A 24547-nucleotide genomic window follows, 5' to 3' on the forward strand; every position below is an offset into this window, starting at 1 on the left:
ATCTCCCTGGGCTGGATGCGAACATGATGGCCAAGGCCGGGCCGGTCGCGCCGAAAGTCGCGCTCAGGATCGCCGAAACCCGCAAAATCTGGCCGTTTCCGACAATCGGTGCGTCAGACCAGTTCCGCCAGGGTTCGTTTGCGGAATTCGCTTGGCGTTTCTCCGGTCTGCACCTTGAACGCTCGATTGAACGGGCCGATCGACTCGAAGCCGGCATCCAGTGCAATCGTCAGGATCGGGACGCGCACCTGACCGGGATCGGCCAGCGCCGCGCGCGCCTCCGCCAGCCGGAAGGAGTTGATGAAGCGGGCAAAGTTGCCGTACCCGAGCCGCTGATTGATGAGCTGGCGCAATCGGTATTCCGGCGTGGCCAGCCGTTTGGCCAGGCTCGCAATGGTCATGCCGCCGTCGCGGTAGGCCCGCTCCACTTCCATCGTCGCCAGCAAACGCTGATACAGCGCGGCTTCCGGCTCCGTCATGGCGAGCGTCGGCGGGACCGGCTCCGATCCCGCTGGCGCAGCGGTGACCGCGGAGATCGGGCTTGCCCTACGCAAGCGAAGCAAGGCGGCAGCCAGCGCGATGCCCAGCACACCGGGAAGCGCAGGCGTCATCCCGACATTGCTCGCCCCAATCAGCGTGCAGCCCACGATCGTGAGGCCCAAACCCCATGCGAACACGACCCGATCCCGGCGGCGCATTTCGATCAGGTCGTTGGCTCGGCCCAGCAGAGCGCGAGCGATCGCGATCACCACCAGCATCAGAGCGGAGACATGGGTCGCGAGCCAGGCCCATGACGAGTCGGCGACCACGGCCCAGATGACAAGCAAGGCCATCAAACCCAGGAGCGTCCAACCAACCAATGGCGGCCTGGCCGTGTCGTCGAACACCTCCTCGCTCCAGAGAACAAAGACAGCGGCCGCCATATTGCTCGCCACCCGGAGGAAGAGGATCCACACGGCGTGGCTGTCGTGAAATTGCGGAGCCGTCTCGATGAGAAACGCAATTCCGCACAAGTTGAGAACAAGGGTTATGCGGCCGAGCCGCGTCTTGCGCAACTGCAGGAGGGCGTCGAGCGCGAGAAGCACCAGCAAGGCCAGGGCCCCACCGCGAAGACCGATATCCAGGAGCATCTTCATCACCAAACCGGACACGACCTCGACTCAAACGCCCCGGGATCGGCGAACTACCGCATCGTGATCGCAAGTCCGCTCAGATCGGCGTTGGCCATCAGCCCGACCTGGTGGCCGGTCAGCTCGAGCACCGCGCCCTTCTGATTGGTGAGCACGATGGCGCGGGCGCCGCGGCCGACCGCAAGTCCCGCACCCGCTGCGCCGTAGACGCCGGCAACGTCCGACGGACGATTGATGTTGCTGACGCGACCGCGCAGCACGGTCTTGGAGCCGCCGAACACCAGGCCGTAATCGAGGCCGCCGGTGGACAACCGATAGGAGCGGCCGCGGAAGGTCAAAACGCCGCTGCCGCCGGAGCCGCCGATGATCCATCCGGCCTTGTAGATCGTGAGCGTCACGAAGCCGCTGTCGGCGCGCGCCGCCGAAGAGAAAGCAAGTCCGGTGAACGCCATCAGTGCAATCAGCACGGCGCGAAGCGTGGACGAAGGTTTCATGTGCGGTCTCCCCAAAATTTGCTCACAGCGATTTACTCACGTCGATCGGCTCGCGTCGCGACGGGCACGAATCGCACCGGGCCGACTGTAGCAAGAGCACGATCCGGCGCAATTTGGCACAGCACCGGCATTGAACCTGTTCCCGGGGTTGCAACACTCACTGCATGTCCGGGGCGATCGGCCCCTGAGCTCCAGGATTGCCCCTGCGGAGCATTCACATATCCAAAGCGGAGATTTCCCATGCGTCGTCTTGCGATTGCCTGCGCCGCCATTGCCGCCACCGTGTCCGTGCTTGCCGCGGCCAGCCCCGCCAGCGCCAACCCGTATCATCTGATCCGCTGGCAGGACACCGGCTTCTGCCAGATCTGGGACCAGAGCATCCCGACCACGCCGTGGCCCACGAACTTCGCCATTGTCAGCGAAGAGCTGCCGACCTTCGACGCCGCATTCAGCTACAAGACCGGCCTCCTGAACAACGGCACCTGCTCGTTCTGAGCGATCGCCGATCACGCGCGAGGGCGGACACGCGGCAACAACGCGTCGTCCGCCCTTGTGCTGTCAGGCTTTGTATTGCCGGACTTGACGCGATTGCGCGTCAATGATGCTTGACGCATCAGTGATGCTAGACGCATCAGTGATGCTTGATCAGGGCGTCGCGCGCGGCGGCGAGTTCGAGGAACGCCGCGCCGTTGCCGCCGCCGTCGGGATGAACCGTCTTGGCGGCGCGCTTGAACGCCTGCTGGATTTCGGTCGCCGCGAGATGGCGGCCGAACGGCAGGCCCAGCAATTGCCGGTAGCGCTCGTCCTCCGTCAGCACCTTCGGCGTCAAGCCGCGCCGGCCGAACCGCGGCGCGGACAGCGTGTGCAGCGCGTCGGCAACGATGCCGAGACGACGCAGCGCCATCGATCTGGTCCGGCGGTCAGCCGATTTCAGCGCCGCCTGGCGCAGGATCGGCAGCACCTGTGCGGCCGCTTGCCGCAGCGTCTCGTCGATCTCGGTGGTGGCGATCTCGGCGACCATTTTGGCGATCTCGCGATAATCGGGATCCGGCGCCGCGCAGAAGCGCGCGATCGCAACTTTCCATTGTCTGATATGCGGGTCCATGATCGGTCCGTGCTGTCATCCGAATCCGGATAACAGCAACGCGCAAACGCGGCTTGGCGTTTCGCTTGGCGCAGTTTTGAATAGTGTTGTCGACAACGTCACAAATCAGAAACGAGGAAACACCATGGCTCTTCTCGACAATCACATCGCCGTCATCACCGGTGCGGGCTCCGGCATCGGGCGCGCGATCGCCGTCGGCTACGGCCGCGAGGGCGCGCGCGTGGTGCTGCTCGACATGAACGGCGATGCGGCGGGGGAAGCGGCCAAGGAGATCAGGAGCGCCGGCGGCAAGGCGGACAGCTTTCCGCTCGACGTGACCGATCGCGACGCCTGCATCGCAATGGCCAAGCAGGTCGCCGACAAGGTCGGGCCGGTCTCGATCCTGGTCAACAATGCCGGCATCGCGCGCCGCAACGGCATGCTGGGCGCCGAGGAAGCCGTGATCAAGGATTGGGAAGATATCATCTCGATCAACCTCACCGGCGTCTTCAACGTGACGCACTCCTTCCTCGCGGCCCTGCGCCAGAACAAGGGACGCATCGTCAATATCGGCTCGATCCAGTCTTTCGTGCATCTGCGCACGCCGAGCTCGCCGGCCTATACCGCCTCCAAGCACGGCGTGCTCGGCTTCACCAAGGCGCTGGCGGCCGAGCTCGGCAAGGACGGCGTGCGCGTCAATGCGATCGGGCCCGGCTTCATCGAGACGCCGTTGAACGAGAAGGTGCGCGCCACCAATCCGGACCTCGTGAAAGCCTTCATGGATCACACCCCGCTCGGCCGTCCCGGCAAGCCGGAGGACATTGTCGGCCCCGCGATCTTCCTCGCCTCGGACCTGTCGGCCTACGTCTCGGGATCGATCGTGATGGTGGACGGCGGTTACCGGACATTGTGACCGATGGAACCGCAATCGTGGCGATTTCTGGGTATTTTGCTTACAACGCAGGGAGTTAGCGGCGCGTTAAGGTCTTGTTAACCAAACCGGCACACCGTGGATCTACGGGGTAGTTGGTTTTCTCGATGTCTCCGCCTCATCGATGAGGCGGGCGTTGATCGGGAGGAGTTCATGTCTTACGCGTCCACCGTACCGTCGCCGGAAGCACTGCTGCCGTCGCTGGCTCCAAATGAAATCGTCCCATTGCTGATCGGCGCGACCGTCGATGAAGTCGAGCGGGAACTTGTGCTGCAAACGCTCGCGCGCTGCGACGGCAACCGCACCCGCGCCGCGCGCGTGCTCGGCCTGTCGGTCCGCACCTTGCGGAACAAGATTCGCGAATACTCGGCCGACGGCATCGAGGTGCCGTTGAGCGAGCACGCCGCGGCGTAAAGCCGTGATGAGATTAGGTTGGTGTGAAGGGGCAGCAGAGGTTCACCTCTCCTTTGGGAGAGGTCGGCGCGCAGCGCCGGGTGAGAGACCACGGTCTCTCGTTAGGACTACGCCCCCTCACCCGATTTGCTACGCAAATCGACCTCTCCCCGTCGGAGAGGTGAACCGCGGTCCGCGGCCAAACCGCTTCAACTTCATTTCATCGAGCTCTGGCGGCCAGTCCTAGATCGGCAGGTCGATCGCAAGGCGCCGCCAGCGCGACAGCAGGGCGCCGTCCTCGTCAGCGAGGCAGCGTGCGAGACGCACGTCGGTCGTCGCGGTCTGTTGCATCGTCCGGGCAACCAGCCCGGTGGCATAGTCCCAATAGTCGCGGCGTCCACACGGATCGTCATCGACGAGGGACTTTGCCAGGATCTCGACATAGATCGCAGCGACGGCATCTTGCCAGAGCTGATCGGCGCGCGCCTCTGCTTGGGGCGCACCGGTCCGCGGCTGCCACATCAGCCAGTAATTTTCTTCGCCTCCTGCCCGATCAGATGACGGCAGGCACGGATCAAGACTTGATGGATCAAGACTCGAGGGATTAAGACTTGGCGAGCGGCACACCAGCGGCCGCATCGTGCGCGCGTCGCAGAACACGGCATAGCCGAGCTTGTCGTACCAACGGACGCGGAGCAATTTGCGGATCTCGGCCTGCTGATCCTCCACGAGCTGCCGCCTGCCCGTTCGTTCGAGATCGGCGATGATCGCGACGAGACGATTGCGATCGAATGGCTCGACCTCGAGCACGACGCCGACATTGCGCGGAAACAGCCGGTCGAGCATGGCGACCATCTCGCGGTAGAACGCACGCGCCAGGCCGCGGCCGCGCCACGCTTTGTCGAGGCCGACATGGTTGCAATAGATCAGGGCGCTGGCGTGATCGTAGGTGAAGAAGCCGAGCCCGATCGCACGCCCGCCGCCACGCAGGATAAAGCAGCGCGAGTCGAGGCGATAGGAGATCTGCTGGCCGCCGACACTGAATTGCCTGAGCTCGCCGACATCGTCCGACAACAGCCAGCGCACGATGTCGTCAGGACTGTCGCGCTCGATCGCGGGAAACAATTGCTCATAAAGCTCGAGCACGCCCGTGCTGCGAAAGCTCACTTCGTCGAGCACATCGTGTCGCGTCACGACGATGTCGAGCGGTCGCGGTTCGTCGCCGTAGCTGCCGTGCAGAATCCGCAACGCGTCCTCCGCTGTCATCATGCCCATGGAATTATGACTGTTGATCGCTCGCATCGCTGCCGTCAGGCAGAATTGAAGCCGTCGTCCAACCTCTGTTACAAGCGGCTTCACATCGCGACGGAGCATAGCAGTGGCTGACGAGACAACCTCCCGCCAGGGGGCACGAGGGGCACAGGGGCCGCAGGGCCGTCAGGGCGAGCCGGGAAAGCCCGGTCCGCAGGGACATCCCGGGCGCCCCGGACCGGAAGGTCCGCGCGGCAAGCCGGGGCCGCAGGGCAAGCCGGGCGCGCAAGGCAAGCCAGGCCCTCAGGGCAAACCGGGCGCGCAGGGCAAGCCAGGCGCACAGGGTCCGCGCGGCGAAGCCGGTCCGCAGGGACCGCAGGGTCCGGCCGGCCCGCGCGGTGAAGCCGGCCCGCCCGGACAATTGCCGTCGATCGAGCAGGTGATGCCGTGGCTGCACATGATCTTCGATGCCTGGGAAGACTACAAGCGCACCAAGGAGCGTGAAGCCGCCGAGCTCGCCGAGCGCGATGCCGCCGAGCGCGCGACGGCGGAAGCGATCGCGCTTGACGTCGACGCGGTCGATTTCGCGGATGATGACGACGAAGACGACGACCACAAGAAAAAGAAGAAACATCGCAAGAAGGACAGGAAGTAATCCTTCTTGTCATTGCGCGACACGGCGAGCGAGATTCGTGTCGCGCGCGATGCTCACCGCTCGGTCCCCGAATTGGCCGGAGGATCGGACGGCTTGGCGAGCTGCATGAGTTGAAAGACCCAGCGCATCGCGTAGAACCAGGCAACGCCAGCGAACGCTCCGCACGCCGACAGGATGATGACGTTGGCGAAGTCGATCATGCCGCTCGACCACAGCATGCCGCAGGTCCACAGCACGGCGAACGCCATCGAACAGAATGTGAGCAGGGCGGCAGGCTTCATGGTGTTGTTCCGGGTTCGGGATGAACGGCCATGATGCCCCGGCGGTGCGGCGCCTACCGTGACCTGAGTCACGGAAAGCCGCAGGCCTCAGCCGAACCGCAGGCGCGAACGCTCCCTCGCCTTCTCCGCCTCGATCTCGCGGTCGCGCGCCGGCGCGGTGGTCTGCAACGAGATCAGCAGCTTGCGCGCGGCGTCCGAGACCTCGGTCACGGCAAGGTTGAAGGCCGCCTCATTGGACTGCGACGGCTTGTTGAAGCCACTCAGTTTGCGCACGAATTGCAGCGCCGAGGCGTGGATCTCGTCCTCGGTGGCGGGCGGCTCGAAGTTGAACAGCGTCTTGATATTGCGGCACATGTCGGTCTCCCTCGCCCGCAGCAGCGGGCGTCTGTCTCGATATCTGAGCATGATCTTCTCGGAAAACCGGCCTCCACTTTTCCGGATCATGCTCAAGGACGATCGGCTGCTGCAAAATACGACATCGTGGTCTATTCTGGCAGCCTCATCGTTCACGACGGAAGCGAGGTTCCGGATGAGCCACGTGATCTACAAGGTGGTCCAGCACGATGGCGGCTGGGCCTATACCGTCAACGGGGTGTTCTCGGAACCGTTTCCAACCCATGCCGCGGCGCTCGCTGCCGCCCGGCGCGCCGCCAATGAGCAGCGCGTTCCCGGGCGCACAGAGGCGATCCAGTACGAGACGTCGGATGGCAAATGGCTCACCGAAACCGCCTCCGGCAACGACCGCCCGGAGACCGAAGTCGAGGACGGGCGCTAGCTCATCCACGCGCGCTCAGAACGGAACCTGCACGCCGAGCCGATCGAAGAACGCCCGCCCGCGATCGGTGATCCGCAGCGCCCGCGGAATCCGATGCGGCGCAACGCCGCGGATCTCGACCAGCCGCGCCAGCACGGCATTGGCAAACGGACCGGCGAGATGCGGCACGCGCTCGGTCCAGTCGTTGCAGAGCCGCAGATGCGGCTGCCGCGCCGGATCGAAATCGATCGCTTCGGCCCGGCACCAGGCCAGCCCCTGTTCGGTGACCCGGCCATCGCGGCCGTCGACGATGACGAGGCGGCGGCGGATCAGCGCATTCGACAACAGCACGCCGAGCTGGCCCGCGAGGTGATGATAGCAAGTGCGCGATTGCCTGAGCTGCTCGGCCGGCATCGCACGCTTGCGTCCAGGCGTGGTCTTGGCCGCGAGGTCGACCAGGTTCTCGATCAGCGCCGCGACGTCGTCATCCCTGATCCGGTAATATCTGAACCTGCCCTGGGCCCACACCGACAGCACCCGCGCGTCGACCAGCTTTTGCAGATGCGCGCTGGCGCCTTGCGGCGAAATGCCGGCGACCGCGGCAAGCTCGCCGGCGGGCAGCGCCTTGCCGTCCGCCAGCGCGCTGACCATGGCCTCGCGCACCGGATCGCCCAATGCCTCGGCGATCCGCGAAAATCCGGTCTGCACGGATTGGGATGATCCCACCGCATCGTCCTCCATATCACGCCGAAACCCTCCTACGCGCATTCGCAGCATCGCGAAACTCATTTCAGATTTTCCTGAAACGTTGCGGCCGCCTTCTCCGGTCAAATCGGCGGCAGTCGACGACACACAAGGGAACAATCATGACAGCAGGCAACAAAGACGCGGAACGCATCTACAGGCTTTGGGATGAAGCGCTCGGCAACAAGGACCTCGAGGCGGCGCTGGCGCTCTATGCGCCCGATGCCTCGATCGAGAGCCCGCTGGTCCAGCATCTGATGCAGACCAGCAACGGCATCGTCCAGGGCCGCGAGGCGCTGCGCGAGTTCATCACGCGCGTGTTCCGCACCAACCCACCGCAGCGGCGACGCTTCAAGCAGGGCTTCTTCAGCGATGGCCGGATTCTCACCTGGGAATATCCGCGCCAGTCTCCGGACAGCGACCAGATGGATCTGGTCGAGGTCATGTAGATCGAGGGCGGCCTGATCCAGCGCCACCGGGTCTATTGGGGTTGGTATGCGCTCAACATCCTGAAGGCAGGCTAGCCGGACACATCTTCGCCAGCCGCGCCGACGTCCTGTCGGACAACGCTTTCCCTCATGCTAGGCCTGCGTCGAAGCGGCTGGACAAACGCGCCGCGGGTGGCAAGAAGCATGATGTTCCGTTGGTGCGCGGCGCTGGTTGCCGCTGTTGTCTCGATGTCGGTTCCGGCCATGGCTGCAGATTATCCCGCGCCGCAGGATGGCGAGTGGATCGCGAAGGACTTCAAGTTTCACAGCGGCGAGGTGATGCCGGAACTGCGGCTGCACTACACCACGGTCGGCGCGCCGACCGGGCAGCCGGTGCTGGTGCTGCACGGCTCCGGCGGCTCGGCCGCCAGCATGCTGACGCCGAGCTTTGCCGGCCAGTTGTTCGGCCCGGGCCAGCCGCTCGACGCCGCGAAATACTACATCATCATCCCCGACGGCATCGGGCACGGAAAATCGTCGAAGCCGTCGGATGCGATGCGGACCAGCTTTCCGAAATACGACTACAACGACATGGTCGACGCGCAGTACCGGCTCGTCACCGAAGGGCTCGGCATCAAGCATCTGCGGCTCGTGATCGGCAATTCGATGGGCGGCATGCATAGCTGGATCTGGGGCGTGCGATATCCGCAGATGATGGACGTGCTGGTGCCGATGGCCTCGCAACCGACGGCGATGGCGGCGCGCAACTGGATCCTGCGCCGGACCATGCTCGACACGATCCGCAACGATCCCGACTACAACAACGGCAACTACACCAGCCCGCCACGGATGATGAAATATGCGATCGCGGCCTATCGCTTCGCCAGCGCCGGCGGCACGCTCGGCTACCAGACGCTGGCGCCGTCGGCACAGCAAGCCGACAAGATGGTCGACGACCAGCTGGCACTGCCGGTCACCGCAGACGCCAACGACTACGTCTATCAATGGGAAGCCTCGCACGATTACGATCCGTCCGCCGGACTGGAGAAGATCGAGGCCACGCTGCTTGCGATCAATGCGGCCGACGACGAACGCAATCCGCCGGAGACCGGCGTCACCGAAGCCGCCGTGAAGCGGATCAAGAACGGCAATATATATCTGATTCCGGCGAGCACCGAGACGCGCGGTCATCTGACGACCGGCGACGCCAGGTTCTATGCCAGGCAATTGCAGGAATTGCTGCAGACCGCGCCGCAACGCATGATGTAGTGAGCGGGATCAGGGCGATGTCCGCAACTCGCTTTCGCAAGGTCGCGCTGAGCCTGCCCGAGGTCGTCGAAGGCGCGCATCACGGCACCGCCGACTTCCGCGTCGGCAAGCGTATCTTCGCGACGCTCGGCTACCCCGACAAGGATTGGGGCATGGTCAAGCTGACGCCGGAGCAGCAGGCTGTCGTGGTCGAGGCCGAGCCGGAGATCTTCCGGCCGGTGCCGGGCGGGTGGGGCAAGAGCAGCAGCACCAATGTCCGTCTCGCCAAAGCCGATCAGGTCACGCTGCGCAGCGCGCTCACAATGGCGTGGGACAATATCGCGGCGAAGCCTGCGAAGAAGATCCGCGCGAAGAAACCATCCTGATCGCCGCGATCCCGCACTGCATCACGACGCACAACGCCGTTCCGCCGATTCTTTGAGCATGCATCCCGCGCGCGGTTCGTGCCTAATCGCGCAAACATCGGATTCGCGCGCGGCAGGTTGCGCGGATCACGCATAAGTTTTCGCCGGAGGAAGGCAATGCGAAGGCTCGCGCATGTCGCAGGGCTTGCGTCGCTCGTCATGTTGGCGGGCGCGGCCCTGGCGTTCGACAACGGCCAATACGACAACGTGCCGCCCGAGATCCGCGCCTGGTTCAAGAGCGTGATGGCGCCGAACGGCGTGCCGTGCTGCGACATTTCCGACGGCCATCGCACCAGCTACGATGTACGGGGTGGCGCCTATTGGGTGCCGATCGAAGGCGAATGGATGATGGTGCCGGAACGCGCTGTGATCCGCGATCGCGGCAATCCGGTCGGCGAGGCCGTGGTGTGGTACGTGCACCATCGCGGCAACGTCATCATCAGCTGCTTCGTCCCCGCCGACGCCGTCTGAACGGCGCGCGTCGCCCGCGCGAAGCCGCACGCCGTGATCGCGCCAATTTGAGACAATTACTCTCTGTTAACCTTACTTCTTAACCAATAATTAAGGATGAGTTTGCGGGCGCAACGCGGCCCGGCCTAGCGTCCGCACAATGCTTCGTAACCGTGAGTTGGTGCGTGCCATGCCCCTTCCAACAATGGCCTATCGAACATATGGGGCGCTGACAGCGTCCCTCGGCGTTGCAGCGCTGCTGCTTGCTTGCTCCACCGAGACCTATGCGAGATCCGGCACGGCGCCGCGCGGCACATTCTCCGCGCATCATCCCGCCTTCCGTCATCATCTGCGGGTGCCCGGCATCGTGTTGCCGGGAACGGGCGGATATTACGATGATGCATTGGCCGCCGCGCCCCTCGCCGCCGAGGTACCGGCGCCGGCCTCGAACGACGTCCGTTACACCTACACCCAGGACGTGCCCTGGGACTGGGCGCATCGCTATCCGCCCGCCGTGGTGCCGTCGGATCGCCCGTATGTGTCGAGCTGTCCCACCGAGAGCGTCACGGTGCCCGGACGCGGCGGCGACCGCACCATCAACATCACGCGGTGCTACTGACCGCCCACGCCATCGGATCGGGAAAAACAAAAGAGGCCGCCCGCAAGGACGGCCTCTCGTATTTTGGCGGCACGCTCCGAGCGTCAAGCCGCTCAGTGGTCCTCGCCTTGCAGATGCCCAACGTGCTTCTGGGTGTAGAGTTCGAGACCGATGCGCTTGATCAGGTCGAGCTGGGTCTCGAGGAAGTCGATGTGGTGTTCCTCGTCCTTCATCAGCTGCTCGAACAGGTCGCGGCTGACATAGTCCTTGACGCCGTGGCAGTAGGTCGCCGCCTCCTGGTAGAGCGTGCGGGCGCCGATCTCAGCGGCGAGGTCAGCCTCAATGATCTCCTTGACGTCCTGGCCGATCTTGAGGGGATCGAGCACCTGCAGGTTCGGGAAGCCGTCGAGGAACAGGATGCGATCGACGAATTTGTCGGCGTGCTCCATCTCCTCGATGGATTCCTTGCGCCAGACCTTGGCCATCTCCAGGAGGCCCCAATTGTTGAGCATCCGGTAATGCAGCCAGTACTGATTGATGGCGGTCAGTTCGCTGCGCAGCCCCTTGTTCAGATAATCGATGACCTTCGGGTCGCCTTGCATGATCCACTCCACCTGTCGCGGCCACCGTTGGCCGGTCTGAATTTAGAACGCTTCTAAATCAGATTACCGGCAAGGGCAACCCTTCGCGGAAGCAGCGCGTGGATAACCGGATTCGGGGGATTTGGCGTCGTCAGCAGGCCGCGAGCGCGAACTCGGTGGCGGGCTCGGCGTCTTCGTTGGCGGCGTGCGGATGGCCGCTGTGGGGACAGCCGGAGCAGCAGGCCTTGGCGCAGGGACCGAGCGCCTCGTCGATGATCGCCTTGATGGTGCGTGCGCAACGGCCGCATTCGGCACTGCAGCCGAGGCAGCCATACACCTGCTTGGCATTTCGGGTCACGGCCCCGCCGCCATTGACGGCATTGCGGACATCTTGGTCGCTGAGGACGTTACAGGAACAGACAATCATCAGAGGAGGCGGGTCCAACGGGTGATGCTCGCCAATATGGATATTGTCGGCCCCCGCGGGATGCAAAAGGAAAAAGCGGTTCTTGTAGCAATTCCAAACTGATGCGGGATTCATATTGGAATGAATCTAAATCGACCGGCCGGACTTCCGGGAGTATCGGACCCGCCAGGCGGGTCCTGCCGGGCCGATCCCCAGCCCGACCGCCACAAGCAGCTGTGCGTTGCAAGATACTGCAAAAGCTGCAAGCATTTGGACGCGAATACGGCAGCGTCGTTCATTGATCATTCAAGCGGAATATGGAACCCTTCAGGCGAGACAGATCGCCAACGCACGCTGTCCCTGCTCCCGTGAGAAAGGTGAGGTCATGAAGAAGACATTGCTGGCGCTTTGCGCCGCCGCCACGCTGGCGGTTTCCGCTGTGGCGGTGCCCGCCCCCGCCCAGGCACAACGCGGTGTCGCCGCTGGCGTCGCTGCGGGATTGATCGGTGGCGCCCTCGTCGGTGGCGCAATCGCTTCGCAGAATGGATATTACGGTCCGGGATATGGCTACTACGCGCCCGGTCCGGCCTATGTCGCCGAGCCCGGTTATGGTCCCGACTGTTTCTGGCAGCGCCAGCGCTTCTGGGACGGCTACACCTGGCGCGTGCGCCGCGTCCGCGTCTGCGATTGATCGGCGTTCATCTCGATTAAATCGAACCAAACGTCCCGGAAAACCGACTGTTCTCCGGGACGTCGGCTGTAGATGGCCAGAAAAAACCGCTTTTCTGCGCGATGAGCCTACGGACGTTTACTTTCGGTTGACTGTTCTGCGCTGTTTAGCAAGACAGCAGTTCGAGATCAGCGTGCGAGTCACCTAAACCCGGCGTCGAACCACGACGCCACCACCTTCCAGGAGAGCCAAAGACATGAAGAAGACTTTAGCTGCCCTTGTCGCCGTTACCACGATTGCCGGTTCGCTGGCGGTTGCTCCGGCTGCCAAGGCTGGTGACGGCGGCGCCGTCGCGGCCGGCGTTGCCGGCGGCCTGATCGGCGGCGCCCTGCTCGGCGGCGCGATCGCCGGCGCTCGCCCGGCTCCGGTCTATGTTGCACCGGCCCCGACCTACGTCGAAGAAGCTCCGTGCCGCTGGGTGCGTGAGCGCTTCTGGGACGGCTACGGCTGGCGCTTCCGTCGCATCCAGGTTTGCGACTAATCGACCGACACGGTTTCAGCATCACACTCGAAAACCCGGCCTTGCGGCCGGGTTTTTGTTTGCGTCACTGTGCAGGCCTCGGGGTTAGCGCTGCCCGTGCATCGCACGCAGCACCGCCTCGCTCGGCCAGCAATCGACCTTCAGCCCGGCCTGCTTCTGATAGGCGCCGAGCGCCGCGCGGGTCTGCATCCCGGCCTTGCCGTCGAGCTTGTCCTTGTAGAGCCCGATCTTCGTCAGCTGCTGCTGCATCGCCTCGACATCGGCGGAGCGCAGCTGCTTCGACGCCGCCCATGGCGTCGCGAACGGCTGCGGGCTCGTCATGCGGTCGGCGAGATGGCCGACGAACAGCACGTAGAGATCGGAGAAATTGTATTCCTTGATCACGAAGTAGTTCGGCGTGGTCAGGAAGGCCGGACCGTAAATGCCCTCCGGCTGCAGCAGCGAGGCCGATTGCGCCTGCTCGGTCGCATTGAGCTTTTGCCCGCGCACCGGCACGAAGCCCGCCCGCAGCCACTGGCTGATCGGTTTTGTCACTTCGGGCACGCCGATCGTGCAATCGGCATTGGCGGGTGCCGTGACCTCGTAGGCCCAGCGCACGCCGGGCTGCCAGCCCTTGTTGACGAGCTGCTGCGCGGCCGAGGCAAGCGCGTCCGGCACCGAATGCCAGATGTCGACCTTGCCGTCACCGTCGAGGTCGACGCCGTGCTTGTAATATTCCGACGGCAGGAACTGGGTGTAGCCGGTCGCCCCCGCCCAGGACGAACGCAGCTCCTTGCGCGTCACCACGCCCTCGCCGAGGATCTTCAGCGCGAGGATGAATTCGGTGCGGTACTGATCCTTGCGGCGGCCGACATAGGCCTGCGTCGCCACCACGCGCAGCGTGTCGTAGGGCAGCGAATAGCGGCCGTAATCGGTCTCGCGGCCCCAGATCGCCAGCACGATGGTGGGGGGAACGCCGAACCGCTTCTCGATCGCGTCTAGCGAGGAACGATACTTCTGCAGCAGCCGCTGCCCCTCGGCGGCGAGCCGCGCGATCGAGGCTTCCTTGATGTAATCGGCCGGCACCTGCACGAACTCGGCCTGCGCCGGCGCGCCGGTCTTGGGACGTCCGGGCAGGATCAGGTCGGGCAGCTTGTAGTCGGGCTCAAGCCCGCTCGTCTCGCGGTCAAACGTCTCGCGCGACACGCCTGCCGCCTTGGCCTCCGGCCACAGCGAGGCGATGAGCTGGGTGAACGCAGCGTCGGCGGCGTGGGCCGGCCGCTGCAGCGGTGCACACAGCAGCGCCAATGCGACAATGGTGGCGGGCCATTTCATGATCGATGTCACCTTGCGGAAACAGGCATTGCAACGTGGAATCAGCAATGTCAGAATTCAATTCTGGGTGGTAAGTTTTGCCATGCGCATATTTTTGTCATTTCCCTCCGAATTGGAATCGCAGGCGGACAGCATCGCCCAGTCCCTGCGCAATTGCGACCATGACGTTTTCTTTTCGCACGACGATCTTCCGCCGGGCGACAGCTTCGATGCGCGCGTCGAAAAAGCCATCGAAAGCAGCGATTTTATGGTGTTCCTGATCAGCCCGGCATCGGTGACCAGGGGACGCTACACCTTGAGCGAGCTCGCCTTTGCCAAAACCAAGTGGCCGAACCCGAGCAATCGCGTGCTGCCGGTGATGATGGCGCCGACCCCGCTCGACCAGGTCCCGACCTATCTCAAGGCGGTCACGATCCTCGAGCCGCAGGGCAGCGCGGCGGCCGAAACGCGGGCCGCGGTGGATCGGATGCTGGCAGCCGAAAGCGCGCTGTCGCGTGGCCGATCCAGTCTGCCGTTCATTGCATTGGCGCTGGCTTCCGCCATCGCCTGCACCCTCGCCGTGAAATATGCCACCGGATTGCTGCGATTTTCGTTCGTCGATTCCGGGCCCTACGGCGGAATAACGATCCTGCCCGGCGTCATATTCGGCGTCGTGGTCGCGACCTGCAATTTCATCTTCGGCATCAAGGACCGGTTCCAGCTGGCACTCGTGATTGCGATGACCGCCGCGGCGTGGATCTCGGCCTTCGATGCCAGCAGTGTCACGCTTCAGACACTCGGCCAATATTCGAGAGTTGCCACCACCACCGCCGCCGCTGCCGACACCACCGGTGCTGCCGACACCACTGCCGCTGCCGACACGAGCGCCGCTGCCGACAGCAATACAACGACCACGTCCGCCGCCGAGGTCAGAGATACGCTCAGCAATAATCCTTTCATGGGCTACGTCATCGGTGGCGTCGGCGGAGCGGTTGGCGGTGCGATCACAATTCTTGGCATCATCCTGACAAATCCCGGCTTCCGGCGGCTCAACAGTATTGTCATGACCTGGATCGCAGCCGTCGCTGCAGGGATCGTCTACGGCACGGTCGTCAAGCTTCCGGATTTGCTCGGCTGGCTGGTGCTGTTCGGCGTCTGGCAACCTGTGTTCGTCCTTGCCATGGCACGCGGATTCCCGCGTGGCGCCGCGCAGATTCCGGAATGGCTCGGCAAGATCACCGCGGCCGCTTCGCTCGGCACACGCACTGCGCGGTGACGCAGCGCGAGCAATCCCTCGAGCGCGATGAAATCGGGTTGAGCTGCAACCGCATCGAAAGTTCACCTCTCTCCTGGGAGAGGTGAACCGAGACCGCCGAGCCGATTCGGTCAAAACTCATCCCGCGCTAGTGTCCTGCCTGCTGCTTGGCGCCCTCGATCGAATCGTTCGACAACTTGTCGACGATGGCGATGCCGATGGCGGACAGGATGAAGACGCAGTGGATGATGGTCTGCCACATCACGCCGGTCTCGGTGTAGTTGCCCTTGCCGGACGACAGCGCGCCGGCCTCGATGAAGGTGCGCAGCAGATGGATCGAGGAGATGCCGATGATCGCCATCGCCAGCTTGATCTTCAGCACGCTGGCGTTGACGTGGCTGAGCCATTCCGGCTCGTCCGGATGTCCCTGCAGATTGAGCCGCGACACGAAGGTCTCGTAGCCGCCGACGATCACCATCACCAAGAGGTTCGAGATCATCACGACGTCGATCAGGCCGAGCACCGCCAGCATGATCTGCTGCTCGCTGAAATCGAAGGCATGGGCGAACAGGTGCCACAGCTCCTTCAGGAACAGCACGACATAGACGCCCTGGGCGATGATCAGGCCGACATAGAGCGGCAATTGCAGCCAGCGCGATCCGAAGATCAGCATGGGAACGGGACGCAGCGACCGGCCCTTCGCGGGGGCGCGCGCCTCGGAAATAGCGGACATATTGGAGTGCTCGCAGGATTCGATTTGCGGAAGCGCTCTATCTACGCATTCCCACGCGCTTGAAAAGCGACAACTGGCCGCAGATTGCGCCGCGATCCCGTCACGATCCTGCAAATGAAGCGGCGTTCGAACGCGGCGCGATGGGCCGCGTCCGGGCGCGCAATCAAATCACCGCGTCAGCTTCTTGTACTTCACGCGGTGCGGGATGATGCTGTCCTGGCCGAGCCGGCGCATCTTGTCCTTTTCGTAATCCTGGAAGTTGCCCTCGAACCATTCGACATGGCTGTCGCCTTCGAAGGCCAGGATGTGGGTCGCGATGCGGTCGAGGAACCAGCGATCGTGGCTGATGATGACGGCGCAGCCGGCGAAATCCTCCAGCGCCTCTTCCAGCGCGCGCAGCGTGTCGACGTCGAGGTCGTTGGTCGGTTCGTCGAGCAGCAGCACGTTGGCGCCGGACTTCAGCATCTTGGCGAGATGCACGCGGTTGCGCTCACCGCCCGACAACGCACCGACCTTCTTCTGCTGGTCGGCGCCCTTGAAGTTGAACGACGAGCAATAGCCGCGCGAATTGACTTCCTTCTTGCCGAGCAGGATCAACTCGTTGCCGCCGGATATCTCCTCCCACACCGTCTTCTTGCCGTCGAGCGCGTCGCGCGACTGGTCGACGTAGCCGAGATGCACGGTCTCGCCGACCGTGATGGTGCCCTTGTCGGGCGTCTCCTGCTTGGTGATCATCTTGAACAGCGTGGTCTTGCCGGCGCCGTTGGCACCGATCACGCCGACGATGCCGCCGGGCGGCAGCTTGAAGCTGAGGTCGTCGATCAAAAGCCGATCGCCAAAGCCCTTGCTGAGGCCCTCGAAGTCGACCACGTTGGCGCCGAGCCGCTCGGCGACCGGGATGATGATCTGCGCGGTCTGGGTCTGCTTCTCGCTCGCCTGCTTGAGCAGTTCCTCATAGCGCTGGTAGCGCGCCTTCGACTTGGCCTGGCGCGCCTTCGGCGAGGACGCCACCCATTCCTGCTCGCGGGCCAGCGTCTTCTGGTGCGCAGCCTCCTCGCGGCCCTCCTGCTCGAGCCGCTTCTGCTTCTGCACCAGCCAGGACGAGTAGTTGCCCTCGTAGGGAATGCCGCGGCCGCGATCGAGCTCGAGGATCCAGCCGGTGACGTTGTCGAGGAAGTAGCGGTCGTGGGTCACGATCAGGATCGCGCCGGGATAGTTGCGCAGATGGCCTTCCAGCCACGACACCGACTCGGCGTCGAGATGGTTGGTCGGTTCGTCCAGCAGCAGCAATTCCGGCTGGTCGAGCAGCAGGCGGCACAGCGCGACGCGGCGGCGCTCACCGCCCGACAGCTTGGTGACATCTGCATCGTCCGGCGGGCAGCGCAGCGCGTCCATCGCCTGGTCGACCTTGCTGTCGAGATCCCACAGGCCCTGCGCCTCGATCTCGTCCTGCAACTTGGTCATCTCATCGGCGGTCTCGTCCGAATAGTTGACCGCGAGCTCGTTGTAGCGGTCGAGGATCGCCTTCTGCTTGGCGACGCCCTGCATGACGTTTTCGCGGACCGAGAGGCTCGGATCGAGCTGCGGCTCCTGCTCGAGGTAGCCGACGCGGGCACCCTCGGCGACCCAGGCCTCGCCGCTATACTCCTTGTCGAGGCCCGCCATGATCTTGAGCAGGGTCGACTTGCCCGAGCCGTTGACGCCGAGCACGCCGATCTTAGCGTCCGGGTAGAAGCTCAGATGGATGTTATCGAGCACCTTGCGGGTCGGGTACGCCTTGGTCAGACCCTGCATGAAATAGATGAACTGGCGAGCCATCCGCTGTCCCTGGAATTGATCCGAATTGGAGGAAATTTTGCTGCCGCCGATGTAACGGCCGGCCCCTGAAAGCGCAACCGCAGGGCGGGCGTTTTCCATCCGTTCACCACGTTCGATCCATTCATCACGGGTGACTACGGGTTCGCCGCGATGTGTGCGCCGAATCACGACAATTGAAACCATCTTTTAATAAATCAGGCCAAAACTCGTTCTCAACGCCGAAAAACGGCGATTTTCGCGGCAGAACCGCGACCAAAACAGTTGAGGCCGCACCATGGCTACCATCATTTCAGCCCCCCTTTCGCGTCCGGCGATCAAAGGCGAGGCGACGCTGTTCGCCGAATTCCGCACTTTCTGGCGGGCCTTCGTCGCCAAGGCTTTCAATCCCTACCGTCCGGAACTGCACTATATGCGCGGCCCGGGTCCGGCCTGCCGCGCCAAGCAGATGGCGCTGTCGCCGGCGGTCCGGTCGATGCTCGCCGATATCCGCACCGCCAAGGCACAGCAGCCGTCCCGGCCGGCGTGACAATCGCCCCGATGTGAAAGCGCGGCCGCTTGCGCGCCTGCCGATTGCGCGCGACCATGACGGGTATCCCGACGGTCGATTTCCCGCCGTCGCCCTCACCCTGAATGGACCTTTCCGATGACGCGGCTCCGCTGTGCAATCCTCGACGACTATTTCGACATCGCGCTTTCGCTGGCTGACTGGCCGGCGATCAAGGACCGCGTCGAGGTCACCGTGTTCGACAAGCCGTTCGCGAGCGAGGCTGAGGCGGCGGCGAAGTTGAAGGATTTCGAGATCATCTGCGCGATGCGCGAGCGTACGGCGTTCCCGAAGAGCCTGTTCGATGCACTGCCTCAGCTGAAGCTCCTGATCACCTCGGGCATGCGCAACGCCGCGATCGACATGGAGGCCGCCAAGGCTAACCAGGTGGTGCTGTGCGGCACCCAATATGGGCGCGATCCGACCGCGCCGCTGACCATCGGCCTGATCCTGGAATTGACCCGCGGCATCGGCCGCGAGAATGCGCGCATGCACGCCGGCGAAGCCTGGCAGAGCTTTGCCGGCACCGAGATCGAGGGCAAGACGCTCGGCATCATCGGCCTCGGCAAGCTCGGCAGCAAGGTCGCCGGCATGGCCAAGGTGTTCGGCATGAACGTGATCGCCTGGAGCCCCAACCTCACGCCGGAAAAGTGCAAGGAGGCCGGCGTCGGCTACGCCGGCAAGGATGAGCTGTTCGCGACATCGGACATCATCACCATCCATGTCGTGCTGAGCCCGCGTTCGCGCGGACTGGTCGGCGCCCCCGATCTCGCCCGCATGAAGCCGTCGGCCTATCTGGTCAACACCGCGCGCGGGCCGATCGTCGACGAGGACGCCCTGCTCACGGCGCTGCGCGAGAAGAAGATCGCCGGCGCCGGCATCGACGTGTTTGCGGTCGAGCCGCTGCCGTCGGATCATCCGCTGCGCAAGCTCGACAATGTCGTGATCACGCCGCATCTCGGCTACGCGACGCGCGAGAGCCTGCAAGCGCACTATCAGCAGATGGTCGCGTGCATCGATGCCTTCACCAAAGGCGGCGAGCCGCCGCGGCGGCTGGTCTGACGCATTTTTGGTGGAGCATGATCGCTTCGGAAAACCGCTTCACAGTTTTCCCGGATCATGCTCTAGCCGAGCCAGCGGAACGCGCGTTCGAGCTCCGCGCGCGCGTTCCGATCATACCAGCGCCCGTGGGCGAGGATGATCCGCTCCGGATTCCATTCGATCATGCAGGCGACGGCGGCCTTCAGCGCGACGCGGTCGCGCGCAAACGTCAACCGCATGTCCCGCGGCGTGCTGCCGTCCGGATCGCGCACGCCGCCGATCCAGGTCAAGAACCGCATCAATGGCGAACGAATGCGGTCGGCCTCGAAATTCTCGATCAAATCGGTTAGCAGCAATGTCCGTGACTTCAGATGGAAGAACACGGTTTCCGTCATGTAGCTCCCGGCCACCGGAAGCGTCGCGATCCATTCATCCCACGGGTATCCCGACCGTGCTTCGAGCGACTCGCCATCAAAAGCAAGCCGGCCGCCGGCCTGCTGCGCAATTCCCGGCGCGAGGAAGACGCGCGCGTCGGGATAGGCCGCATGCCAGTCCGGGATCCACCAATAATGCAGGCGGTTCGGCCCGATGATCCAGCTCGGCACGCCGAGGCGCGCGATCTCGGTCTCGAGCTCGTCCGCCAACGGGGTCGGCGAGTGAATGAAGAGCCGTGCGCCTGGCAGCCGCAGGATCGTTGCACGCGTCGGAAACGGCATCCTGAGCCCGGGCGGACCGAACCGGATCACCGGGCCGTCGACGATCCATACGTCGTCAGCGACCGGCTTCGGCGTGTTCAGCGGCGGATAGGTCAGGCGGGATTCATGCATCGCATTGCCTCATGGCGGCAACGTCGAAACAGACCGGCTTGTTGCAACAAAAAAGGCGCGCTGTTCGCGCGCCTTTTCCGAAGAGTCGCCGGTTGGCCTAGCGCACCGTGACCGGCGCGGGCAGCGGCTGCACCGAGGTCGGCTGCGCGCCGGGCAGCGGCGCGGCCTGAGCCGGCGCCATCGGATTCGGCGGCGGCGCCGCGGAAGCCGTCGTCGTTCCCGGCGGCGGGCCGCCCGGCAGCACGACCACGCGGGTGCCGACCTTGGCGCGTTCGAACAGGTCCGAGACGTCCTCGTTCAGCATGCCGATGCAGCCGGACGAGACGAACTTGCCGATGGTCGACGGCTGGTTGGTGCCGTGGATGCGATACACGGTCGAGCCGAGATACATCGCGCGGGCACCGAGCGGGTTGCCGGGACCGCCCGCCATGAAGCGCGGCAGATAGGGCTGGCGCTCGATCATTTCCGTCGGCGGATGCCAATCCGGCCACTCGGCCTTGCGGGTGATCTTCTGCACGCCAGTCCAGGTGAAGCCATCGCGGCCGACGCGGACGCCGTAACGGATCGCCCGGCCATTGCCGAGAACGTAATAGAGATAGGTGTTCGGCGTATCGACGACGATGGTGCCGGCCGGCTCCTTGGTCGCGAATGCCACTTCCTGGCGACGCAGGTTCGGCGCCAGCTGCGCCGGACCATCTTCCGGCTGCTCGTCCGGCGGCAGTGCTGCGATCTGCACCGGCTTGCCATTGGCGTCGACCGGCGCCTGCTGCTGCGGCACGGCTCCGGTCACGCCCTCCGGCGGACGCATGCCGCCGCGGTCGTCGCCATAGGACACGCCGGCAGCGGGGACGCCATTGTCACGATAGGCCTGCTGCGGACCACCCGGCGCGCGATCGCCATAGATCACCGGTGGCGGTCCCATCGGCCGGCCATAGCGCGGATCGTCCGGCGACATCACCGGGCCGGTCGGCGCACGTTCGGAGTAGACCGGCGGCGCATTCATCGGCCGGCCGTAACGCGGGTCGTCCGGCGACATCACCGGACCGGGCGGCGGCAGCGCGGCGGAATTGCGCGGCGCGTCGTCATCGTCGATCGCATCGAAATCCGGCATGCTGCCCTGCGGATAGGGCTGCGGCGCGGCCGAATAGACCTGTCCCTGGGGAGCCGGATAACTCTGCTGCGCATGCGCGAGCGAGGTTCCTGCCGCACCGAGAGCCGCGGCAGCGCAAATCGTCAGAATGCGGTTGATCATCATTGCTCTGTTATAGTCCCCAAGCCACACCGGACCGTTAACGGCCCAATGCAGGAAGATAGCGGCGCATTCAAGACAAATCCGCGAAACCCGGGCGATTTCGGGCATTTGTGATGTGGGCCAACGCTGCTGCAAAGATGTCTCATGGCCTGGCAAACTCTGTCTACGTGGCCAAAGTCATCAATCGTCCGCATTTTGTAACAAACAGTCGCCGGGCGTTGCGATATCCTCGAATCGGCCTGATTCGCGCTCGCGATGCCGGCTTTCTCGTGTGGTCACCGCGTTCCCTTGATATCTGCACCCTCCCGTAGAAGGGGGAACCCGCGCCCATGCTCCCCGGCCTTCGTTTCCTGTTCGCTGCGACCGTGCTGGCGATCTCGCTTCTGGTGTTTGGGCTCGGGGCGGCCGCGCTGTTCCGCGCGGCGCATGAGGAATTCGCCAGCATTCCGGCCCGCCGCGCGCCGGCGGAGCCGCAATTCGCGCAGCCATCCGAGGCACCGCCGGTGCTCGCGATGGTGCGGGTCGATCCGCCCGCTGCGGATAAGGCGGTGACCAATACTTCGGCACCTTCGATCGCGCCCGAGCCCGCCGCGGCCGAGCCGGCAACTCCCGCCGAGGCCGCGCCTCCAGCCCAAGCGGAGCAGGTCGCCGCCGTGAAGGCGGACGATCCGGTGCCATCCGCCCCGCCGAAGCCGGAGGCCCAGGCCCAAACCCAAGCTGCGGAGACCTCCGCGCCAGCTCAATCCGCCGACACGACGGCGCAAACCCCGCCCCCAGATGGCGCGCCGGCATCGGAGCCGACGCCCGCTGCCGCCGAAGCGACACAAGCGTCCGCCGAGCCCAAGGTCGCTGCCGTCGCTGATCCCACAACGACCGGCGAGCCCGCGCCTGCCGCACCGGCACCCGCGATGGTTGCGGCGGAGCCCGCCCCGCCGCCGTCACCGGAAGCGATCGCGGCCGCGACAAGGATCGCGACACTGGGCGGACCTGAAGTCGTGATCGAAACCCCGACGGCGCCGAAGGCCGCCGAGGCGAAGAAGCCGGAGCGCCGTGCGGCCGGCAAGCCGGCACACCGCAAGGAGCGACGGCGGATTGTCCGCGCGCGTCCGGTTCGGCAGGTCATGCAGCAGCAGATCGATCCGTTCGGCCAGACCACCCTGGTGCCGCTCACCCGGCGCTAAGGCATGATCCGGAAAAGTGCGAAGCGGTTTTCCGAAAAGATCATGCCCAAACAAGGAGCCGAAGCGCGATGACGATTCAACTTCATCTCATCGCGCTGTAGAGGATATCTATCAAGCCGGCCCGGTCGCGATCGGCGGGCCGCGGGCCTGGCCCCATTCCGACCATGAGCCGTCATAGAGCGCGCTGTCGGTGACGCCGAGCCGGTACAGCGCGAGCGTCAGCACGCCGGCCGAGACGCCGGAGCCGCAGCTTGTCACGATGGGCGCATCGAGCTTGACGCCGGCGGCACTGAACGACTTGCGCAACTCGTCGAGCGGCTTCATCTCGCCGGTCGCGGCATCGAACAATTGGCCGTAGGGCACGTTGCGGGCGCCCGGGATGTGGCCAGCACGGATGCCCGGCCGCGGCTCCGGCGCGCGGCCCTCGAAGCGATCGGCGGCGCGCGCATCGACCACCTGCTCGGCACGGCTTTCGACGTTGGCGATCATCTGCTCGATGCTGCGCACGCGCTTCGGATCGTAGCTCGCCTTGAACGTCGCGGGCTTCGGCTTCACTTCACCGCTTTCGACCGCCCTGCCCTCGGCGCGCCACTTCTTCAAGCCGCCGTTGAGGATCCGCACGTTGCGATGGCCGTAGGACAGGAACATCCACCAGGCGCGAGGTGCTGCGACCCAGCCGCCGGCATCGTAGATCACGATGGTGTCGGCATTGCCGATGCCGAGCCCGCCGATGTCGCGGCCGAACTGCTCGGCGCTCGGAAACATGTGCGGCAGCGGATTGGCATGATCCGACACCGCGTCGACATCGAAGAACACCGCGCCGGGCAGATGCGCGGCGAGATAATCATCCTTCGGCAGCGGCAGCACGCCGGGCAGCTTGAAGGTGGCGTCGAGCACCTTGACATTGGCATCGCCGAGATGCGCGGCCAGCCATTCGGTCGAAACGAGCGGATCATCGGTTGTGGTCATTCCATATTTCCTTCGTCATTCCGGGGCGATGCGCAGCATCGAACCCGGAATCTCGCAAAGCAGTCTCTGGATTCCGGGTTCGCGCTGCGCGCGCCTCGGAATGACGATCGAAGACAGCGCAGCGCCCTCAGCCCTTCTTCTTCGGCTCCCAGGCCTCGATCGGGCCGCCGGCCTCGCGCCAGGCGGCGAAGCCGCCGCCCATATGCGCGACCGGCTTGAGGCCCATGTCCTTTGCGGTCTTGGCGGCGAGCGCCGAGCGCAGGCCGCCGGCGCAGTGGAAGATGAACTTCTTGTCTTCCTGGAAGATCGGCTTGGCGTAGGGGCTGTTCGGATCGATCCAGAACTCCAGCATGCCGCGGGTGCAGGAGAACGCGCCGGGAATCTTGCCGTCGCGCTCGATCTCGCGGGGATCGCGGATGTCGACGATCACGACGTCGTTCTTGCCGATCATCGTGATCGCGTCAGTCGCGCTGATGGTCTCGATCTCGGCATTGGCCTCGTCGATCATCACCTTGATGCCGCGGTGGATGGTCTGGGGCATGGAGCTCTCCCTTCTTTGTCTTTCGCCAC

Annotated in this window: 32 protein-coding genes; 16 read left to right on the forward strand and 16 right to left on the reverse strand. The window is 64.5% G+C overall.

The window, feature by feature from the left end:
- Positions 1–113: 113 nt before the first annotated feature.
- Together ACVW17_RS36275 and ACVW17_RS36280 are read right to left on the reverse strand one after the other, a co-directional pair.
- Positions 114–1151 carry a helix-turn-helix domain-containing protein gene (locus tag ACVW17_RS36275; RefSeq protein ID WP_456798728.1) on the reverse strand — a complete coding sequence of 346 codons (1038 nt, stop codon included), beginning with the start codon at positions 1149–1151 and terminating at the stop codon, positions 114–116.
- A 32-nt stretch (positions 1152–1183) separates the two neighbouring features.
- On the reverse strand, positions 1184–1624 hold the full coding sequence (locus tag ACVW17_RS36280) for a hypothetical protein (RefSeq protein WP_456798729.1): 441 nt from the start codon (positions 1622–1624) through the stop codon (positions 1184–1186).
- Positions 1625–1864: 240 nt separating this feature from the next.
- Between ACVW17_RS36280 and ACVW17_RS36285 the strand changes: the two genes are divergently transcribed.
- On the forward strand, positions 1865–2119 hold the full coding sequence (locus ACVW17_RS36285; RefSeq protein ID WP_456798730.1) for a hypothetical protein: 255 nt from the start codon (positions 1865–1867) through the stop codon (positions 2117–2119).
- Positions 2120–2255: 136 nt separating this feature from the next.
- On the opposite strand, the gene ACVW17_RS36290 is transcribed toward ACVW17_RS36285, so the two are convergent.
- A complete protein-coding gene (locus tag ACVW17_RS36290) occupies positions 2256–2729 on the reverse strand; it encodes a hypothetical protein (protein ID WP_456749590.1) in 474 nt (157 codons plus the stop codon).
- Between the two features lie 124 nt (positions 2730–2853).
- Between ACVW17_RS36290 and ACVW17_RS36295 the strand changes: the two genes are divergently transcribed.
- Positions 2854–3621: an SDR family NAD(P)-dependent oxidoreductase gene (locus ACVW17_RS36295; protein WP_456749591.1), complete on the forward strand. Its 768-nt coding sequence runs from the start codon at positions 2854–2856 to the stop codon at positions 3619–3621.
- A 171-nt stretch (positions 3622–3792) separates the two neighbouring features.
- The gene (locus tag ACVW17_RS36300) at positions 3793–4053 is read left to right on the forward strand and encodes a helix-turn-helix domain-containing protein (RefSeq protein WP_456749592.1); all 261 of its coding nucleotides are present in this window, start codon (positions 3793–3795) and stop codon (positions 4051–4053) included.
- Positions 4054–4275: 222 nt separating this feature from the next.
- Here ACVW17_RS36300 and ACVW17_RS36305 read toward each other — a convergent pair whose 3' ends face one another.
- Positions 4276–5280 (reverse strand): hypothetical protein, encoded by a 1005-nt coding sequence (locus ACVW17_RS36305; protein WP_456798731.1) that lies wholly within the window; start codon positions 5278–5280, stop codon positions 4276–4278.
- 130 nt (positions 5281–5410) lie between these two features.
- Between ACVW17_RS36305 and ACVW17_RS36310 the strand changes: the two genes are divergently transcribed.
- Positions 5411–5938, forward strand: a complete 528-nt coding sequence (locus ACVW17_RS36310; protein WP_456798732.1) for a collagen-like protein — start codon at positions 5411–5413, stop codon at positions 5936–5938.
- 53 nt (positions 5939–5991) lie between these two features.
- On the opposite strand, the gene ACVW17_RS36315 is transcribed toward ACVW17_RS36310, so the two are convergent.
- A complete protein-coding gene (locus ACVW17_RS36315; protein ID WP_456798733.1) occupies positions 5992–6219 on the reverse strand; it encodes a hypothetical protein in 228 nt (75 codons plus the stop codon).
- A gap of 87 nt (positions 6220–6306) precedes the next feature.
- The gene (locus tag ACVW17_RS36320) at positions 6307–6573 is read right to left on the reverse strand and encodes a DUF2277 domain-containing protein (protein WP_456749596.1); all 267 of its coding nucleotides are present in this window, start codon (positions 6571–6573) and stop codon (positions 6307–6309) included.
- A gap of 175 nt (positions 6574–6748) precedes the next feature.
- Between ACVW17_RS36320 and ACVW17_RS36325 the strand changes: the two genes are divergently transcribed.
- Entirely contained in the window at positions 6749–6994 is a 246-nt protein-coding gene (locus tag ACVW17_RS36325) for a DUF2188 domain-containing protein (protein ID WP_016840968.1), read from the forward strand.
- A gap of 15 nt (positions 6995–7009) precedes the next feature.
- Here ACVW17_RS36325 and ACVW17_RS36330 read toward each other — a convergent pair whose 3' ends face one another.
- The gene (locus ACVW17_RS36330; RefSeq protein ID WP_456798734.1) at positions 7010–7699 is read right to left on the reverse strand and encodes an ArsR/SmtB family transcription factor; all 690 of its coding nucleotides are present in this window, start codon (positions 7697–7699) and stop codon (positions 7010–7012) included.
- 140 nt (positions 7700–7839) lie between these two features.
- Here ACVW17_RS36330 and ACVW17_RS36335 point away from each other — a divergent pair, with 140 nt between their 5' ends.
- The 5 genes from ACVW17_RS36335 (at position 7840) to ACVW17_RS36355 (ending at position 10887) form a co-directional block, all read left to right on the forward strand.
- Complete coding sequence (locus ACVW17_RS36335) at positions 7840–8166, forward strand: nuclear transport factor 2 family protein (RefSeq protein WP_456798735.1); 327 nt, start codon at positions 7840–7842, stop codon at positions 8164–8166.
- A 186-nt stretch (positions 8167–8352) separates the two neighbouring features.
- The gene (locus tag ACVW17_RS36340) at positions 8353–9414 is read left to right on the forward strand and encodes an alpha/beta fold hydrolase (RefSeq protein WP_456799018.1); all 1062 of its coding nucleotides are present in this window, start codon (positions 8353–8355) and stop codon (positions 9412–9414) included.
- Between the two features lie 17 nt (positions 9415–9431).
- On the forward strand, positions 9432–9779 hold the full coding sequence (locus tag ACVW17_RS36345) for an MmcQ/YjbR family DNA-binding protein (RefSeq protein WP_456798736.1): 348 nt from the start codon (positions 9432–9434) through the stop codon (positions 9777–9779).
- Between the two features lie 156 nt (positions 9780–9935).
- Positions 9936–10289, forward strand: a complete 354-nt coding sequence (locus ACVW17_RS36350; protein ID WP_456798737.1) for a hypothetical protein — start codon at positions 9936–9938, stop codon at positions 10287–10289.
- A 184-nt stretch (positions 10290–10473) separates the two neighbouring features.
- Positions 10474–10887 (forward strand): hypothetical protein, encoded by a 414-nt coding sequence (locus ACVW17_RS36355; RefSeq protein ID WP_456799019.1) that lies wholly within the window; start codon positions 10474–10476, stop codon positions 10885–10887.
- Positions 10888–10979: 92 nt separating this feature from the next.
- On the opposite strand, the gene bfr is transcribed toward ACVW17_RS36355, so the two are convergent.
- Both bfr and ACVW17_RS36365 read right to left on the reverse strand, forming a co-directional pair.
- On the reverse strand, positions 10980–11468 hold the full coding sequence (gene bfr / locus ACVW17_RS36360) for a bacterioferritin (RefSeq protein ID WP_456798738.1): 489 nt from the start codon (positions 11466–11468) through the stop codon (positions 10980–10982).
- A gap of 130 nt (positions 11469–11598) precedes the next feature.
- Positions 11599–11874: a (2Fe-2S)-binding protein gene (locus tag ACVW17_RS36365; protein WP_456756265.1), complete on the reverse strand. Its 276-nt coding sequence runs from the start codon at positions 11872–11874 to the stop codon at positions 11599–11601.
- A 364-nt stretch (positions 11875–12238) separates the two neighbouring features.
- Here ACVW17_RS36365 and ACVW17_RS36370 point away from each other — a divergent pair, with 364 nt between their 5' ends.
- Together ACVW17_RS36370 and ACVW17_RS36375 are read left to right on the forward strand one after the other, a co-directional pair.
- Positions 12239–12544 carry a hypothetical protein gene (locus tag ACVW17_RS36370; protein WP_456749602.1) on the forward strand — a complete coding sequence of 102 codons (306 nt, stop codon included), beginning with the start codon at positions 12239–12241 and terminating at the stop codon, positions 12542–12544.
- A 235-nt stretch (positions 12545–12779) separates the two neighbouring features.
- Complete coding sequence (locus ACVW17_RS36375) at positions 12780–13064, forward strand: hypothetical protein (RefSeq protein WP_029084043.1); 285 nt, start codon at positions 12780–12782, stop codon at positions 13062–13064.
- Positions 13065–13148: 84 nt separating this feature from the next.
- Here ACVW17_RS36375 and ACVW17_RS36380 read toward each other — a convergent pair whose 3' ends face one another.
- A complete protein-coding gene (locus ACVW17_RS36380; protein WP_456798739.1) occupies positions 13149–14378 on the reverse strand; it encodes a lytic murein transglycosylase in 1230 nt (409 codons plus the stop codon).
- On the opposite strand from ACVW17_RS36380, the gene ACVW17_RS36385 reads away from it, so the two are divergent.
- Positions 14377–15633, forward strand: coding sequence for a toll/interleukin-1 receptor domain-containing protein (locus tag ACVW17_RS36385; RefSeq protein WP_456798740.1), 1257 nt, complete (start codon positions 14377–14379; stop codon positions 15631–15633). The genes ACVW17_RS36380 and ACVW17_RS36385 overlap by 2 nt on opposite strands.
- Before the next feature lie 127 nt (positions 15634–15760).
- Here the strand turns inward: ACVW17_RS36385 and ACVW17_RS36390 are convergent, their stop codons facing one another.
- Positions 15761–16345 carry a TIGR00645 family protein gene (locus ACVW17_RS36390; RefSeq protein ID WP_456749605.1) on the reverse strand — a complete coding sequence of 195 codons (585 nt, stop codon included), beginning with the start codon at positions 16343–16345 and terminating at the stop codon, positions 15761–15763.
- A gap of 168 nt (positions 16346–16513) precedes the next feature.
- A complete protein-coding gene (gene ettA, locus ACVW17_RS36395; RefSeq protein WP_456749606.1) occupies positions 16514–18163 on the reverse strand; it encodes an energy-dependent translational throttle protein EttA in 1650 nt (549 codons plus the stop codon).
- Between the two features lie 274 nt (positions 18164–18437).
- On the opposite strand from ettA, the gene ACVW17_RS36400 reads away from it, so the two are divergent.
- Both ACVW17_RS36400 and ACVW17_RS36405 read left to right on the forward strand, forming a co-directional pair.
- A complete protein-coding gene (locus ACVW17_RS36400; protein ID WP_456749607.1) occupies positions 18438–18689 on the forward strand; it encodes a hypothetical protein in 252 nt (83 codons plus the stop codon).
- A 117-nt stretch (positions 18690–18806) separates the two neighbouring features.
- Entirely contained in the window at positions 18807–19769 is a 963-nt protein-coding gene (locus tag ACVW17_RS36405) for a D-2-hydroxyacid dehydrogenase family protein (RefSeq protein ID WP_456798741.1), read from the forward strand.
- Positions 19770–19831: 62 nt separating this feature from the next.
- On the opposite strand, the gene ACVW17_RS36410 is transcribed toward ACVW17_RS36405, so the two are convergent.
- Together ACVW17_RS36410 and ACVW17_RS36415 are read right to left on the reverse strand one after the other, a co-directional pair.
- Entirely contained in the window at positions 19832–20575 is a 744-nt protein-coding gene (locus ACVW17_RS36410; protein ID WP_456798742.1) for a DUF4336 domain-containing protein, read from the reverse strand.
- 97 nt (positions 20576–20672) lie between these two features.
- On the reverse strand, positions 20673–21827 hold the full coding sequence (locus tag ACVW17_RS36415; RefSeq protein WP_456749610.1) for a L,D-transpeptidase family protein: 1155 nt from the start codon (positions 21825–21827) through the stop codon (positions 20673–20675).
- Positions 21828–22156: 329 nt separating this feature from the next.
- On the opposite strand from ACVW17_RS36415, the gene ACVW17_RS36420 reads away from it, so the two are divergent.
- On the forward strand, positions 22157–23008 hold the full coding sequence (locus ACVW17_RS36420; protein ID WP_456798743.1) for a hypothetical protein: 852 nt from the start codon (positions 22157–22159) through the stop codon (positions 23006–23008).
- Between the two features lie 111 nt (positions 23009–23119).
- Here ACVW17_RS36420 and sseA read toward each other — a convergent pair whose 3' ends face one another.
- Together sseA and ACVW17_RS36430 are read right to left on the reverse strand one after the other, a co-directional pair.
- Positions 23120–23977: a 3-mercaptopyruvate sulfurtransferase gene (gene sseA, locus ACVW17_RS36425; protein ID WP_456798744.1), complete on the reverse strand. Its 858-nt coding sequence runs from the start codon at positions 23975–23977 to the stop codon at positions 23120–23122.
- A 127-nt stretch (positions 23978–24104) separates the two neighbouring features.
- A complete protein-coding gene (locus ACVW17_RS36430; RefSeq protein WP_456798745.1) occupies positions 24105–24518 on the reverse strand; it encodes a rhodanese-like domain-containing protein in 414 nt (137 codons plus the stop codon).
- Between the last annotated feature and the right edge of the window lie 29 nt (positions 24519–24547).

It is taken from the genome of Bradyrhizobium sp. USDA 4473, assembly GCF_054063335.1.